The 14,117-nt window shown below is 67.0% G+C and carries 15 protein-coding genes; 7 read left to right on the forward strand and 8 right to left on the reverse strand.

Annotated elements, in window-relative coordinates; translation table 11 throughout:
- Nucleotides 1-112: 112 nt before the first annotated feature.
- On the reverse strand, nt 113-481 hold the full coding sequence (locus VF536_RS20570; RefSeq protein WP_331616737.1) for a hypothetical protein: 369 nt from the start codon (nt 479-481) through the stop codon (nt 113-115).
- A gap of 504 nt (nt 482-985) precedes the next feature.
- Here VF536_RS20570 and VF536_RS20575 point away from each other — a divergent pair.
- Nucleotides 986-1,231 (forward strand): hypothetical protein, encoded by a 246-nt coding sequence (locus VF536_RS20575; protein ID WP_331616738.1) that lies wholly within the window; start codon nt 986-988, stop codon nt 1,229-1,231.
- Here the strand turns inward: VF536_RS20575 and VF536_RS20580 are convergent.
- The 4 genes from VF536_RS20580 to VF536_RS20595 form a co-directional block, all read right to left on the reverse strand.
- Nucleotides 1,215-1,748, reverse strand: coding sequence for a hypothetical protein (locus VF536_RS20580; protein ID WP_331616739.1), 534 nt, complete (start codon nt 1,746-1,748; stop codon nt 1,215-1,217). The genes VF536_RS20575 and VF536_RS20580 overlap by 17 nt on opposite strands.
- 56 nt (nt 1,749-1,804) lie before the next feature.
- A complete protein-coding gene (locus tag VF536_RS20585) occupies nt 1,805-2,236 on the reverse strand; it encodes a hypothetical protein (protein ID WP_331616740.1) in 432 nt (143 codons plus the stop codon).
- A gap of 98 nt (nt 2,237-2,334) precedes the next feature.
- Complete coding sequence (locus VF536_RS20590; protein WP_331616741.1) at nt 2,335-2,934, reverse strand: hypothetical protein; 600 nt, start codon at nt 2,932-2,934, stop codon at nt 2,335-2,337.
- A gap of 35 nt (nt 2,935-2,969) precedes the next feature.
- Entirely contained in the window at nt 2,970-4,382 is a 1,413-nt protein-coding gene (locus VF536_RS20595) for a PLP-dependent aminotransferase family protein (protein WP_331616742.1), read from the reverse strand.
- 160 nt (nt 4,383-4,542) lie between these two features.
- On the opposite strand from VF536_RS20595, the gene VF536_RS20600 reads away from it, so the two are divergent.
- Nucleotides 4,543-4,776 (forward strand): hypothetical protein, encoded by a 234-nt coding sequence (locus VF536_RS20600; protein ID WP_331616743.1) that lies wholly within the window; start codon nt 4,543-4,545, stop codon nt 4,774-4,776.
- A 42-nt stretch (nt 4,777-4,818) separates the two neighbouring features.
- Here VF536_RS20600 and VF536_RS20605 read toward each other — a convergent pair whose 3' ends face one another.
- A complete protein-coding gene (locus VF536_RS20605; protein ID WP_331616744.1) occupies nt 4,819-5,280 on the reverse strand; it encodes a DUF2141 domain-containing protein in 462 nt (153 codons plus the stop codon).
- Nucleotides 5,281-5,621: 341 nt separating this feature from the next.
- Here VF536_RS20605 and VF536_RS20610 point away from each other — a divergent pair, with 341 nt between their 5' ends.
- Nucleotides 5,622-6,713, forward strand: coding sequence for a M23 family metallopeptidase (locus tag VF536_RS20610; RefSeq protein ID WP_331616745.1), 1,092 nt, complete (start codon nt 5,622-5,624; stop codon nt 6,711-6,713).
- A 13-nt stretch (nt 6,714-6,726) separates the two neighbouring features.
- Here VF536_RS20610 and VF536_RS20615 read toward each other — a convergent pair whose 3' ends face one another.
- Both VF536_RS20615 and VF536_RS20620 read right to left on the reverse strand, forming a co-directional pair.
- The gene (locus VF536_RS20615; protein WP_331616746.1) at nt 6,727-7,947 is read right to left on the reverse strand and encodes a serine hydrolase domain-containing protein; all 1,221 of its coding nucleotides are present in this window, start codon (nt 7,945-7,947) and stop codon (nt 6,727-6,729) included.
- 43 nt (nt 7,948-7,990) lie between these two features.
- Entirely contained in the window at nt 7,991-9,109 is a 1,119-nt protein-coding gene (locus VF536_RS20620) for an ABC transporter substrate-binding protein (RefSeq protein ID WP_331616747.1), read from the reverse strand.
- Between the two features lie 405 nt (nt 9,110-9,514).
- Here VF536_RS20620 and kdpF point away from each other — a divergent pair, with 405 nt between their 5' ends.
- From kdpF to kdpC, 4 genes are all read left to right on the forward strand, one after another.
- On the forward strand, nt 9,515-9,604 hold the full coding sequence (gene kdpF, locus VF536_RS20625; RefSeq protein ID WP_067270469.1) for a K(+)-transporting ATPase subunit F: 90 nt from the start codon (nt 9,515-9,517) through the stop codon (nt 9,602-9,604).
- A 1-nt stretch (nt 9,605) separates the two neighbouring features.
- The gene (kdpA, locus tag VF536_RS20630) at nt 9,606-11,399 is read left to right on the forward strand and encodes a potassium-transporting ATPase subunit KdpA (RefSeq protein WP_331616748.1); all 1,794 of its coding nucleotides are present in this window, start codon (nt 9,606-9,608) and stop codon (nt 11,397-11,399) included.
- Nucleotides 11,400-11,577: 178 nt separating this feature from the next.
- Complete coding sequence (gene kdpB, locus VF536_RS20635; RefSeq protein WP_331616750.1) at nt 11,578-13,659, forward strand: potassium-transporting ATPase subunit KdpB; 2,082 nt, start codon at nt 11,578-11,580, stop codon at nt 13,657-13,659.
- 16 nt (nt 13,660-13,675) lie between these two features.
- The coding region (gene kdpC / locus VF536_RS20640; protein ID WP_331616749.1) for a potassium-transporting ATPase subunit KdpC at nt 13,676-14,117 on the forward strand (442 nt) is incomplete at its 3' end.

Raw genomic sequence — 14,117 nt, forward strand, 5'->3', positions numbered from 1 at the left:
CCTCAAGGCAGTCTGGGCGCAGTGTGCCAGGGATGTGGCGACAGCTGCCGCAGACAACGCGGGGGGCAGCGCACTGACTAGTCAGGACGTCCAGATCGAAGTGCTTTTCCCTTCAATCGAGATCCATGGGAATTCGCTTGCCTTGAGTCGCGACGTCCAACTTGGAAATGTGCTCTGAGAGTCTCGCGAAAGGATCTTCACAGCCCTGATACCACGTCAGATGAAGCGACACCAGCTGCTTGGTGGACCAATCGTCGCAGCCCACAAGCCGGGCACTCCACTCCTCGCGCGGAGGCCAGATGTCCGTGTGGAAATCCAGCATCGCGATTTCCCGCTCCAGTTCATCGAGGCCCGCTACGTGGTTGCCTGGAGTATTCATGGACTGACGCGCCCGCATCAAGCGGAGCTTGCGCATCATGAAGGCGTTGCCCTCGAGCAGGCCCTCGAATGCGTCTCGGCCGCTGATGCCCAGTAGTCTCATTGTCTTTCCTCTGGCGTCAAGGAACTCGCGCATTAACTTCAGCCTTTGTTGCGCCGATTTCGCCGGCGGTTGTGGTGGGATTCTGATCGCTCCGCAAGCCTATCAAGTTCAGGATCTTTCATCGCACAGAGCTGAGGCGGGCAGCGACGGGCGCCAAACCGAACTGACAAGTCCTGACCCTCAAAGGTGGGAGTCCATCCCCCGCATTCCCTCCGAGGAACGAATCGCCAGAAGTCTTTGATATAGATCAGAGATCGAAGTCCCGATCGGACGCAGCATGGACCCCGGTGTTTCAAAAGCGCCGTGCAATTCCGGCGCCGATCCTACGATCGGTGTTCGCGTCCTTGATCTCTCGATCACGGGCGAGATGGGCCACTCCGCGAGGACGGCCATCACGTCTTTGCCGTGCTTTTGACATCTCGCCCACCTCTTCGGTCGATCCGGAGGCATGTCGCCTTCAACGTCGGAGCCGGTGGCGTCCAACCTTGATCGAGGTAGTACGACATGGCAAGTTTCCAACAAGCACGCATCGACGAGTCCGACAAGCCGCTCCGCGCGCGGCATCCGCTCGCGGGTTGCGATCAGCAGACGCTGATCCACCTGCAGCACGGCTGGGGCATGACCGAGCCGCAGATCTTCGGACCGCGTCTCGGCTCCCATGCGATCTGCCTGCGCGCGGATCTGACGACGGGCTCGGCGCTCGCAATCCGACTACAGTCACCGCAGGTGTGGGTCAGCTCTTCGCGTTGAACACGGTCCAATCGTGGACGCAGTAGCCATCGATCAGCGTGGATCCATGTTCGGAAACTTCCGCGTTGTTCGCGGCGATGGCCAAGCCGGGCAGGTAGTCCCCAGCAGCATCAAGGCGGTAGTACATCTCATCCCCGTCGTCGTACTCATAGGGCTCCAGATCCGTCAACTTCGAAAGTGGCTCACCGGTGCCTACGCCCTTGTACGAGCCCAGATAGCCCATTCCTTGGTGCGTTCCAGACTTCTGGTCAAAGACGTAGATGCAGCCGAGGCGACCATCGCTCGAGAAAATGAGACGCACAACATCCTGGCCGAAATGGATGGAAGCCCCGGAACCCATGCCGCGAATAACAAGAGCGCCGGCGTTTGCGCTGAGTGCCGCGTTCAGATCAAAGCCAGGGACATAAGTGACGTCACGCCGGTCCTTCAACTCTGATTCGATATCGGAGAGCAATTGCCCGATTTCGAAGCCCGCAGCCGATTTGCCGGGTTCAATGGGGGCGTGCAGATCGAGCATCTTCCGTTTCCTGTGACGCGCTGGGGAGGTGGGTGTCGAGGCGCCCAGCGCCGAGGTCACTGCACAGGGTCACAGATGGGCCGGGTAATCGCCTTGTTGCGGCGCAACTCGCCCGAGGGATCGCTGGCGGCCTTCTTCAGGAGGAGCCCGCCTTTGTCGGCGCACAAGGCCAGCACGTCACCGGCAGCCACCGTCACTGCGTACGTGTTGGCACCTTGCCGCGCACGGATGTAGCCGCCGTAGAAGCCCACCACCCGGTTCGTCCAGATCTTGAGCTGATGTTCGCCGGGTAGCAGGTCAACGATCCAGGCCACCCCAGCGCCTTCATCAATCTTCTGACCGTCAACTTCCTGAAGCTTGAAGGTGATGGCGGCTCCCGCGCCGCTGAACCCTTCCGCGTAGATCGTCGCCACTTCGGCATAGGGCCTCTGGGGGCCTGGGTAGGCCTGCTTCGATGTCGCGGCGCAGCCGCAGAGCGCGAGCACCAAGAGGGAAGCGGTGGATCGGGGAAACCAGTTGGGCATGGTTGTGAGCGAAGCAAAGAGGGCGGGAGTCTGGGGCCTGTTCCAATTTCCGTCTGTGAGGCTCAGCCGTTCTTGGGTGCCGTGATCACCCCGGCGTCCTGCAGCGCTTTGATGAGGCTGTCGCCGAACTTCCTGCGCTTTTCCTTCTTGCTCTGTTCCTGCGCCTCTGCGCTGATGCCGTCACCGCCGGATCTCAGAGCGACATGGCCTTTCCACAGCGTCTGGCCGGTCGCCACTTCCTGGATCTCGGCATTCCAGAAGAACTCGATCGGCATCGACAGATGGGCTTGGGCCCGCTCCATCTTGACGAACAGGACGTGGCTGGGTCGAAGGGCACCCGGTGTCGCCGGGAACTGTTCGGACATCATCAGGGTACGCCCCGGGATTCCGCGCGCCTCCATGGCCTCCTTGGTGCCCAGGCGCATCTCGCGCATGGACAGGTTCAGTTCCGCCGTGGTGCGCCTGGCCATCTGATCGCTGATCGATCCGCTGCCATCGGCCTCCTTCAGCTGTGTCTGATTGACAAAGACCACATCCACCGACTTGAATGGAACCCGCTCGCCGGGCGCTGCCATTCGCTGTCCCGACAATTCATTGGTGGCGCAGCCGGCCAGACCGAGTGCGACAGCGACGACTGCCGCGGACATGAGACGTCGGATCATCCGCCCAGCTCCAGGTTCTTGTTGAATTGCAAGAATTATGCAGGTCCGACTGCCTTTGCAATCTGCCCCAGAGTCCTCAGCGCCCCCTCGACCTGCGGGTTGTCCGGATGCCCGAAGTTGAGCCTCAAGTGGTGAGTGAAACGGCGATCTGCCGAGAACAGATGCCCCGGCGCGATGCTGATGTCATGGGACAGGGCGACCCGGTGCAGTTCCAGCGCGTCGATCTGGGCGGGCAGCTCGACCCAGACGCAATAACCGCCCTCCGGTTGGGTGACGCGGGTGCCTGGAGGAAAGCACTTGGCGATGGTCCTCAGCACGGCTTGACGGTTGGTGACGAGCGCTTGCCGGAGCTGCCGCAGGTGCCGGTCGTAGCCGCCGCGCCGGAGGTACTCGCTCAAGCCTTCCTGCATCGGGACCGGAGTGGCCAACGAGCTCATGAGCTTGCGACGGCTGACGTCCCGCGCGAACCGGCCCGCAGCCGCCCAGCCGACGCGGAACCCGGGCGCCAGCGACTTCGAGAACGAGCTGCAGTGCAGCACCAGGCCGGCCTTGTCCCAGGCCTTGGCGGGCCGCGGGCGTGAGCCGAAATACAGCTCGCCGTAGACGTCGTCCTCGATGAGCGGGATCTCCCGCTCGGCGAGCAGCGCGACCAGCGCCGCCTTGGCGGCATCGGGCATCAGGCTGCCCAACGGATTCTGGAAATTCGGCATCAGCCAGCACGCCTTGACCGGATGGCGGTCGAGGACGGCCGCCAGCGCCGCCACGTCGACGCCGGTGCGCGCATGGGTGGCCACTTCGACCGCCTTGAGCCCGCGGCGCTCCAGCGCCTGCAAGGCGCCATAGAAGGTCGGCGACTCGATGGCGACGAGGTCCCCCGGTTTCGTGACCGCCTCCAGGCACAGGTTCAGGGCCTCCATCGCGCCGTTGGTCACGACGACCTCGTCCACGTCGACCTTGCACCCGGCGCCCAGGTAGCGCAAGGCGATCTGGCGCCGCAGTTCGGTGCTGCCCGGCGAGAGGTCCTCGACCGTGCGCCACGGGTCCAGCCCGCGCGCGGCCTTGCCCAGCGCCAGTGTCAGCTTGTCCAGCGGGAACAGGGTCGGGCTCGGAAACGCCGAACCCAGCGGCACGACGGCCCGGTTGCGCGACAGCTCGAGCACCTGGAACACCAACTCCGACACCTCGACGCTGCGCTCTTCGGCCAGCGGATCCGACGCGTGGGGCTCGGGGTGCGGGATCGCCGCCTGGCTGACGAAGTAGCCGGACCGCGGCCGCGCCTCGATCAGGCCGCGGGCCTCCAGCAGGTAGTAGGCCTCGAAGACCGTGGAGGGGCTGACACCGCGGTCCTTGCTCGCCTCGCGGACCGAGGGCAGGCGGTCGCCGGGGCGCAACTGGCCCGAGGCGATGGACGCCGCCAGATCATCGGCAAGGGCTTCGTAGCGCTTCATGGGGTGGGATGCTGATATGGACTGTCGCGTGGAACGACCGCACTGTATCGGCTACCTCCCGGTCACTGTGATTTCCCTCTCAGTCGCCCATCTGATCCGGTGTTTTTACAGGAATCTGAATCTGTATTTTTCGGGCCGGCGGGAGCACAGTCCCACCATCATGGAATGGGTCCCCACACTCTTCATCGCGTTCAAGGCCACCGTGCTGTGCATCGGCATGTTCTACGCCATCAAGTGGCACTACGACCAGGGCAAGAAGCACGGCGCGGAAAAGCAGCGCGCGGTGCTCCGCGCGTGCGCCAAACTGGTTGCTGTCTTCGTGGTGCTGGTCGCGGTCCTCCTGGTCCTGACGTTCACCGTCGGCACGTGGCTCGGGCTGGACTTGAACTTCTGATGATGGAAATTCAAGGCAAGGTCTGACCCCCAAGCGGGGCTCTCAGTGCTGCGCAGGCAACTGGATCGAGTGCCGCGTCGTCCCCGCAGGCAGCGCCGCCTGCTCGAACGTTGGCGGACCGAAGTTGCCCTGCGCCTGGCGCGAGAACGCGTAGGGCTCGACCGGGATGTGGATCACGCTCATGTCGAGCTTGCCGTTGCCGTTGAGGTCCTGGTAGATCGCGATGGCCACGGGGCCATCGGGCAGACCCTTCAAGCGGACCTTGAGGACGCCATCGCGAGCTTCGGCGGACGCCACTCGTGCCGTGGCCGTGGGCTTCTTCAACCAGATGTCGGCGGACGCGTAGGCGGCGACCTGCACTTGGCTGGGCTTGTCCGCGCCGGTGGTGGTGACGCCGCTGATCTCGAGCTCGAGGTCGGCCGCGCGTGCCTGCGACGCTCCCAGCAGTAGCGCAGCGCCGATGAGCGCGACGGCGGCGGATGAACGGGAAGGGCGGATCGACATCGGAGACTCCATGAGGCGACCCGGGGATCGGGTCGATGCTGCGCACTCTAGGAAGTTGTCCGGGGTCAGTCCTTGCGCTTCAGATGAAGCGGCGGGCATCGGCGCGAATCGACGAGGGAGGGGCGTGAGCGGGAAGGGCGCGGATCCCGTTCGAGGCGCCGCGCCGTCGTGTTGAAATCCGCCGCCAACGAGGCAGCCGCCCGTCAGGACATGGAAGCGATGGTGGATCGATGAAGCTCGCCCGGTATGTGACTGCAGTGACGCTGGTCTTCGCCTCTCTGGCTGCGGCCGCGGTTCAAGCCGATGGCGCGGTACCCGCACCCGCATGGCATCAGGCCCAAGTGGAAGCACGGATCCTGTTCGCGCCCCAGGTCGTTCCCGGCAGCGACGGGGCGAGGCATCTCGCCTACGAGCTGCGCCTCACCAGCTTCCAGGACGAGGACAACCCGCTGACGCTGACCCGGCTGGACGTCTTCACCGATGCGGGCAAGGCGCCGCTGTTGACCGTCGAGGGCGCCGAACTCCATCGCCTGCTCAACCGCGTCGCGCCGGACGATGCGCCGAAGGATGGGCTGGGCGTGGCATCGGGGCGCTCGCTGACGCTCTTCCTGTGGTTGAACCTGCCCGCCGGGACGCCGCCCGCGAGCCTGCGGCATCAGCTGACTTTCCGGACCGCCAAGGGCGAGCTCCAGCGCGCCGACGACGTGCGGACGCGCGTCGTCGCCACGGCGCCGATCCGCATCGCCGCCCCGTTGCGCGGCGGCCAGTGGCTGGCTGCCGAGGGGCCGGGCAATGCCCTGTCCCACCATTGGGGCGGCATGGTCGCCATCGACGGGACCTTGTCCATTCCGCAACGCTTCGCTATCGACTGGTTCGGGCTGGATGCAGCCAACCATTCGCTGCGCAGCAAGCATGAAGACCTCACCACCAGCGTCGACGAGGACTGGATCGGATTCGGGCAGGACGTGCTGGCGGTGGCCGACGGCGTCGTCGTCGACGCCCGCGACGGGATCGCCGACGGCAAGCCGCTGCGCCCCCTGGAGGGGCCGGACGACCTGACGGCGCGCACCCTCTACGGCAACTTCGTCGTGCTGCGCCTCGCGCCGGGCATCTATGCCCACTACGCCCATCTGCGGGCGGGCAGCGTCCAGGTGCGAACCGGTCAGCGGGTGAAGCGAGGCGCCACGCTGGCGCAGCTTGGCCAGACCGGCAGCGCGGGCGCGCCGCACCTGCATTTCCACCTCAGCGATCGGCCGACGTTCGAGCACTCGCAGGGGCTGCCCTTTGTCGTCGAGGCCTTCACGCTGCTGGGGCAGGGCAAGATCGAAGAGACCTTCGATCCGACGACGCCCTCCGGCGCCTCCGCGGTGAAGGCGACGCCACGAAAGAATGAGCTGCCGCTCGACGGCAGCATCGTGTCCTTCCCTCGTTGAGCCGATCCGGCGCTCAATCGCGCAGCGTCGGCCAGCCGTACTCGCGCGCAATGGCCCGCGTCACTTCGCGAACCAGGCGGTCGCCCTCGTCGGCGTTGGTCATCAGCACCACACCGCGGCTGGTGCCGGCGAAGGCCACCGCGTAACACCGGAAACCCGCGTTGCCGCCAGCGTGGCTGTAGCGGAGCGCATCGCCAGTGCGGGCGAGATCGAAACCCTGACCGTCCCCGCCGGGCACCTTGGTCAACATCGTGCGCGCGCTGGATGGGTTGAGCAGTCCGTCCGGCTCGCCACGGTACGAGTGGCCGACCGCCAGCATGAACCGGGCGAGGTCGGACGGCGTGGTCCAGAGACCCGCCGCGGCGAGTTCCGGATAGGTGTGATAACGGCCCTTCAGGCGCGCGCCATCCGACGTGTGACCCGCCGCGGCCCGATCAGCCAGCGCGGCGGGCAGCGGTTGCGAGAACGTGCTGTCCCGCATGCCCGCGGGCTGCAGAACGGCCTCGTCCGCGAGCGTCATGAAAGGGCGCCCTGAGGCCTCCTCCATCAGCAGCTGCAGCACCATGAAGCCCCCGCCGGAATAGCGTTCGAGCGTTCCGGGAATGGTGTCCACGCGCACGGCGCGAGAGTTGGCGGGCGGCGTGCCATCGAGGATCTGCTGGACGGTCGGCAGTGCCTCCCCTTGCGCGTAGCCGCCGAAGCCATGACCGGTCAGGCCGGCCATGTGGGTGACGATGCGGCGCGGCGTGACCTTCTCGACCCGCGTGAAGGCGTTCTCCGGCACTTTCCAGCTGCGCAGCCGGTCGTTCACGTCCTCGTCGAGCGTCAGCGTTCCCTGCTCCACGAGCCGGAACAAGGTGACCGAGCTCACGGGCTTGGAGATCGACGCAGCCTGGAACAAGGTCGACGGATCGACGGGTTCGCGGGTCATGGCGTCGCGGACACCGTAACCCCGCGCCCATTGGAGACGCCCTTGATCGAAGAGCGCGATGCTCAGACCGGGAACGTGGAGATCCGCCATCCGCTCGGCGATCGACCGGGGCGGGCCGCTTTCCCGACGCGAGGCGTCCAGGGGAACGAGGCCCCGTTCGATGCGTTCGATGCGGGCGTCCGGGGTCAGGTCTTGCCCGTCAGTCGTGGACGGCGCTGAAACCGTGGGTGTTGCGGACTGGCACGCGCAAAGCAGGAACGGTGCGGCCAGCAGCAGGAACAGGCGCGGTGTCGATGGTCGCATCGGCGAGGACTCTCTCAGGCGGCCGGAAGTGGCCGCCGGATTGTCAGCGCCGGACCTTCCCGTCCTCAGTGAGGATCGTCATGTCCACGTACCGAGATCCGGCGTGCTTCTGTCCGGAGAAGCTGAGGAAGAAGCCGCCCAGGTCGAGCTGGCTCTGCGCTTCCAGGCCGTTGATGATGTTGGACGGCGTCGGGTCGTTGCCGGCGCGCTTGAGCCCTTCCACCAGGGTCTTGGCGGCGATGAAACCTTCCATGCCGGTGTAGCTCGGCTCCGCCTTCGCCGCCTTCACGCGCTGCAGGTACTCGCCGGCGATCGGCGTCAGGCCCGAGAACGGGAAGGGCACGACCTGCGACACCACCACGCCGCGCGCGTCCTTGCCCAGCTCCGCCGCCAGCGCCTGCGCGCCGACGAACGAGAAGTTGTAGAAGTTCCCCAGGAACCCGGTCTTGCGCGCGCCCCGGATGAAGGCCGCGCAGGACTTGTACGCCGCCACCTGCACGATGCACTCGGGCTTGCCCGCCATCACCGCGGTCAGCGACGCGGCCACGTCCACCGAGTTGCGCTCCACCGTGCCTTGCGACACCGGGGCCAGGTTGTGCTGCTTGAGCGCCGCCGTCACCGCCGCCAGACCGGCCTGGCCGTAGGCGTCGTTCTGGAAGAACACCGCCACGCGCGTGATGCCCACCGAGACCAGCTGCTTGACGATCTCCGCCGCCTCGTCGTTGTAGGACGCGCGGATGTGGAACAGGAAACGGTTGAAGGGCGCGCGCAGCGCCTCGGCGTCGGTGAACGGCGCCACCAGCGGGATCTTGGCCGCCGTCAGCAGCGGCAGCGCCGCCAGCGTCGTGGGCGTGCCCACGTAGCCGAACAGCGCGTTGACGCCGTCCTCGATCAGGCGCCGTGTGTTGGCCGCGCAGCGCTCCGGCTCGTAGCCGTCGTCCATGCTGCGCAGCTCGATACGCCGCCCGTTCACGCCGCCGCGCTGGTTGACCTGGTCGAAGACCAGCATCGCGCCTTCCTTGAACTGCTCGCCCAGTTCCTTCGCCGGGCCGCTGAAGGGCGCGGACTGGCCCAGCAGGATGCGCGAGGTGTCGGCGAAGGCAGGCAGGCTGCCGGCGCCCGCGAGGGCAGCGAAGTTCTGGAGCAGGTGACGGCGGTTCATGAAGCTGACTTCCTGGCGCTTTTGGAAAGGCGAGGATCTTCGGCGACGTCATTGACGTAATCGCTATGCAATAACCGCAAGCCCGGATTTTCCCGAGCGAACGTCGACTACGTCACGACTGCTTCATCTTGAAACATCTCTCGCCCGGGTCGGGGATTGACCCGGCTGTCGTCCACCCTGCGGCCCAGGAGCCCGGCGGTCTTTATGAAATCTTGATACCCGGCCGTCCAGCTTCTACAGCCCCTTGACGCGCCGGTTCCTAGAGTCCATCCATCCCATCCCGCCCTCAATCGAGAGGGCATGGGACCGCAAAAACATGGATGCACTCTTTCTCGGATTGAGCGTCGTGCTGTTCCTCGTGGCCGTGGGCCTGGCAGTCGCCAGCCATCGCCTGGAGGCCAAGCAATGACCGCGCTCTACTGGTTGACCGGAACGATCTCCGCCGGTCTCTTCGTCTATCTCCTGGTCGCCTTGTGGCGGGCGGAGGAGTTCTGACATGACGACCCTCGCCTGGGGCAACCTGGCCCTCTACCTCGTCGTCACGCTGGCGCTGGCCTGGCCGCTCGCGCGCTGGATCACGGCGCTCGCCAAAGGGCAGATGCCCGGCTGGCTCGCCGCCGTCGAGCGCCCGATCTTCCGCCTCGCCGGCATCAAGCCGGACGAGGGCATGGGCTGGAAGCAGTACGCCGTCGCGCTGCTGATCTTCAACTTCATCGGCGTCATCGCCGTCTACGCGCTGCAGCGCCTGCAGGGCGTGCTGCCGCTCAACCCGCAGGGCATGGGCGCGATCAGCCCGGACTCGTCGTTCAACACCGCCATCAGCTTCGTCGCCAACACCAACTGGCAGGGCTACGGCGGTGAGTCGACGATGAGCTACCTCACGCAGATGCTCGCGCTGACGGTGCAGAACTTCCTGTCCGCCGCCACCGGCATCGCGGTCGTGTTCGCGCTGATCCGCGGCTTTGCCTCGCGCCTGTCCGGCCACGTCGGCAACTTCTGGGCCGACATGACGCGCTGCACGCTGTGGCTGCTGCTGCCGCTGTCCATCGTGTTCGCCGTGATCTTCGTCCAGCAGGGCGTGATCCAGAACTTCGACGGCTACAAGACCGTGCAGACGGTCGAGGCGCAGGACTACCAGACGCCCAAGCTCGGCGCCGACGGCCAGCCGCTGAAGGACGCCAAGGGCGAGCCGGTGATGGAGAACCAGCACACGCGGGAGCAGTCGCTCGCGATGGGCCCGGTCGCGTCGCAGGAAGCCATCAAGATGCTGGGCACCAACGGCGGCGGCTTCTTCAACGCCAACTCCGCGCACCCGTACGAGAACCCGACGCCGTTCACCAATCTGCTGCAGATCGTCGCGATCTTCGTGATCCCGGCCGCGTTGTGCCTGAGCTTCGGGCAACTGGTCGGCGACCGTCGGCAAGGGGCGGCGATCCTGGCCGCGATGAGCACGCTGTTCATCGTCGGCGTGCTGATCGCCACGCCCGCCGAGCAGGCCGGCAATCCGCTGGTGGCCGCGCAGGGCGTCGACATCCAGGCCACCGAGCTCCAGGCCGGCGGCAACATGGAAGGCAAGGAGACGCGCTTCGGCATCAGCGCCAGTTCGCTGTTCGCCGTCGTGACCACGGCCGCCTCCTGCGGCGCGGTCAACGCGATGCACGACAGCTTCACGCCCATCGGCGGCGCGGTGCCGCTGGTGATGATGCAGCTGGGCGAGGTCGTCTTCGGCGGCGTCGGCACGGGCCTCTACGGCATGCTGGTCTTCGCCATCCTGGCCGTGTTCATCGCCGGCCTGATGATCGGCCGCACGCCCGAGTACCTGGGCAAGAAGATCGAGCCCTTCGAGATGAAGATGAGCGCCGTCGCCATCCTCGTCACGCCCATCGTCGTGCTCGCGGGTACCGCGATCGCGGTCCTCGCGGGCGACGGCAAGGCCGGCATCGCCAACCCCGGCGTGCACGGCTTCAGCGAGATCCTCTACGCCTTCACCTCGGCGGCCAACAACAACGGCAGCGCCTTCGCCGGGCTGTCCGCCAACACGCCGTTCTACAACACGCTGCTCGGCATCGCGATGTGGCTCGGCCGCTTCCTGGTCATCGTCCCCGTGCTGGCCATCGCCGGCAGCCTGGCCGCCAAGAAGCGCATCCCCGTCGGCGAGGGCACGCTGCCCACCCACGGCCCGCTGTTCGTCGTCCTGCTCATCGGCACCGTCCTCCTGGTCGGCCTGCTGAACTACGTGCCCGCGCTCGCGCTGGGTCCCGTCGTCGAGCACCTGATGCTCTGGAAGTGACCCTTCGGAGCCCATCATGACCAATCAACTCAAGACCCTCCATACGTCGGTGCCCGCTTCGGCACGCACCGAGGTCCTCGGCGGCGCCAAGGTCGCCACGGGACCGCAAGGTTCTCAAGGATCCTCCGGCCCGCAAGGACAGGACCCGCAGCCCCCGCGCGCCAACGCCAAGACCGGCATGTGGGATCCCGCGCTGGTGAAGCCGGCGATCCGCGATTCCTTCATCAAGCTCGCGCCGGCGACCCAGCTGCGCAACCCGGTGATGTTCGTCGTCTACGCCGGCAGCATCCTGACCACCGGCCTGTGGCTGGCGAGCTTCGCCAACCCCGGGCTGGCCGGCGCCGAAGGCCCCGGCTTCATGCTCGCGATCGCGCTGTGGCTGTGGTTCACCGTGCTGTTCGCCAACTTCGCCGAGGCGCTGGCCGAAGGCCGCTCCAAGGCGCAGGCCGCCTCGCTGCGCGGCTTGAAGGCCAAGACCTGGGCGAAGAAGCTCGAGACGCCGCGCCACGGCTCGTCCTGGCACCCGGTCCCCTCAGAGGAGCTGCGCAAGGGCCACGTCGTGCTGGTCGAGGCCGGCGACCTGGTGCCGCTGGACGGCGAGGTCATCGAAGGCGTGGCCTCGGTCGACGAGAGCGCCATCACCGGCGAATCCGCGCCCGTGATCCGCGAGTCCGGCGGCGACTTCTCGGCCGTCACCGGCGGCACCCGCGTGCTGTCGGACTGGGTGGTCGTGCGCATCGCCGTCAACCCGGGCGAGGCCTTCCTCGACCGCATGATCGCGATGGTCGAGAGCGCCAAGCGCCAGAAGACGCCCAACGAGATCGCGCTGACCATCCTGCTGGTGGCGCTGACGCTGGTGTTCCTGGTCGTGACCGTGACGCTGCTGCCGTACTCGCTGTTCGCGGTCGAGGCCGCCGGCGCGGGCACCGTGGTGTCCATCACCGCGCTGGTCTCACTCCTCGTCTGCCTGATCCCGACGACCATCGGCGGCCTGCTGTCGGCCATCGGCGTCGCCGGCATGAGCCGGCTGATGCAGGCCAACGTGATCGCGACCTCCGGCCGCGCGGTCGAGGCCGCCGGCGACGTCGACGTGCTGATGCTCGACAAGACCGGCACCATCACGCTGGGCAACCGCCAGGCCAGCGCCTTCCTGCCGGCCCCGACGCTGCAGGAGCAGCTGCTGGCCGACGCGGCGCAGCTCGCCTCGCTGGCGGACGAGACGCCGGAAGGCCGCTCCATCGTCGTGCTGGCCAAGCAGCGCTTCAACCTGCGCGAGCGCGAGCTGGCGACGCTGCAGGCGCACTTCGTGCCCTTCACCGCGCAGACCCGCATGAGCGGCGTGGACTTCGGCGATGCGGCCGCGCCCAAGCGCCAGCTGCGCAAGGGCGCGGTGGACGCGATCCGCCGCTTCGTCGAGTTGCATGGCGGCCAGATGCCGGCGCAGGTCACCGCGGTGGCCGAGGAAGTCGCGCGCCGCGGCAGCACGCCGCTGGTGGTCGCCGACCTCAACGACGGTCAGGCCCGCGTGCTGGGCGTGGTCGAGCTCAAGGACATCGTCAAGGGCGGCATCAAGGAGCGCTTCGCGCAGCTGCGCAGGATGGGCATCCGCACCGTGATGATCACCGGCGACAACCGCCTCACCGCCGCGGCGATCGCGGCCGAGGCGGGCGTCGACGACTTCCTCGCCGAGGCGACGCCGGAGGCCAAGCTCAAGCTGATCCGCGACTACCAGGCCGAAGGCCGCCTGGTCGCGATGACCGGCGACGGCACCAACGACGCCCCCGCGCTGGCCCAGGCCGACGTGGCGGTGGCGATGGCCAGCGGCACGCAGGCCGCGAAGGAGGCCGGCAACATGGTCGACCTCGATTCGAATCCGACCAAGCTGCTGGAGATCGTCGAGACCGGCAAGCAGCTGCTGATGACGCGCGGCTCGCTGACGACCTTCTCCATCGCCAACGACGTGGCCAAGTACTTCGCCATCATCCCGGCGATGTTCCTGGGCGTGTATCCGCAACTCGCCGCGCTCAACGTGATGGGCCTGCACAGCCCGGCGTCCGCGATCCTGTCGGCGGTCATCTTCAACGCGCTGATCATCGTCGCGCTCATCCCGCTGGCGCTCAAGGGCGTCGCCTACCGGCCCATCGGCGCGGCCGCGCTGCTGCGCCGCAACCTGTGGATCTACGGCCTGGGCGGCCTGATCGTGCCGTTCGTCGGCATCAAGGCGATCGACCTGCTGCTGGTCGCGCTCCACCTCGTGTGACGCGGAGGACTCCATCATGACAACCACGCAATCCACCTCTCATTCGCCGCTGCGCATGCTGCGCCCGGCCCTCGTCGGCTTCGTGCTGCTGAGCGCCGTCACCGGCCTGCTGTACCCGGCGCTGGTGACCGGCGTCGCCAAGACCATGTTCCCGTTCCAGGCCGAGGGCAGCCTCCTCCTGCACGACGGCAAGGTGGTCGGCTCGGAGCTGATCGGCCAGAACTTCTCGTCGCCGCGCTACTTCTGGGGCCGTCCGTCGGCCACCGGACCGATGGCCAACAACGCCACCGGGTCGAGCGGCTCCAACCAGGGGCCGACGAACCCGGCGCTGGTCGACGCCGTGAAGGGCCGCATCGAAGCGCTCAAGGCCGCCGATCCGGGCAACACCGCGCCGGTGCCGGTCGACCTGGTCAGCGCCTCGGCCAGCGGTCTGGACCCGCACATCAGCATGGCCGCGG

Source organism: Roseateles sp. (assembly GCF_036486225.1).
GTDB lineage: Bacteria > Pseudomonadota > Gammaproteobacteria > Burkholderiales > Burkholderiaceae_C > Roseateles.

What these genes read in the sequence shown, in the direction of transcription:
- VF536_RS20605 (WP_331616744.1), bottom strand. Translation starts at nt 5,280, where the DNA reads ATGTCGATCCGCCCTTCCCGTTCATCCGCCGCCGTCGCGCTCATCGGC.
- VF536_RS20590 (WP_331616741.1), bottom strand. Translation starts at nt 2,934, where the DNA reads ATGATCCGACGTCTCATGTCCGCGGCAGTCGTCGCTGTCGCACTCGGT.
- VF536_RS20615 (WP_331616746.1), bottom strand. Translation starts at nt 7,947, where the DNA reads ATGCGACCATCGACACCGCGCCTGTTCCTGCTGCTGGCCGCACCGTTC.
- VF536_RS20595 (WP_331616742.1), bottom strand. Translation starts at nt 4,382, where the DNA reads ATGAAGCGCTACGAAGCCCTTGCCGATGATCTGGCGGCGTCCATCGCC.
- VF536_RS20600 (WP_331616743.1), top strand. Translation starts at nt 4,543, where the DNA reads ATGGAATGGGTCCCCACACTCTTCATCGCGTTCAAGGCCACCGTGCTG.
- kdpA (WP_331616748.1), top strand. Translation starts at nt 9,606, where the DNA reads ATGACGACCCTCGCCTGGGGCAACCTGGCCCTCTACCTCGTCGTCACG.
- kdpB (WP_331616750.1), top strand. Translation starts at nt 11,578, where the DNA reads ATGTGGGATCCCGCGCTGGTGAAGCCGGCGATCCGCGATTCCTTCATC.
- VF536_RS20575 (WP_331616738.1), top strand. Translation starts at nt 986, where the DNA reads ATGGCAAGTTTCCAACAAGCACGCATCGACGAGTCCGACAAGCCGCTC.
- VF536_RS20570 (WP_331616737.1), bottom strand. Translation starts at nt 481, where the DNA reads ATGAGACTACTGGGCATCAGCGGCCGAGACGCATTCGAGGGCCTGCTC.
- VF536_RS20580 (WP_331616739.1), bottom strand. Translation starts at nt 1,748, where the DNA reads ATGCTCGATCTGCACGCCCCCATTGAACCCGGCAAATCGGCTGCGGGC.
- kdpF (WP_067270469.1), top strand. Translation starts at nt 9,515, where the DNA reads ATGACCGCGCTCTACTGGTTGACCGGAACGATCTCCGCCGGTCTCTTC.
- VF536_RS20620 (WP_331616747.1), bottom strand. Translation starts at nt 9,109, where the DNA reads ATGAACCGCCGTCACCTGCTCCAGAACTTCGCTGCCCTCGCGGGCGCC.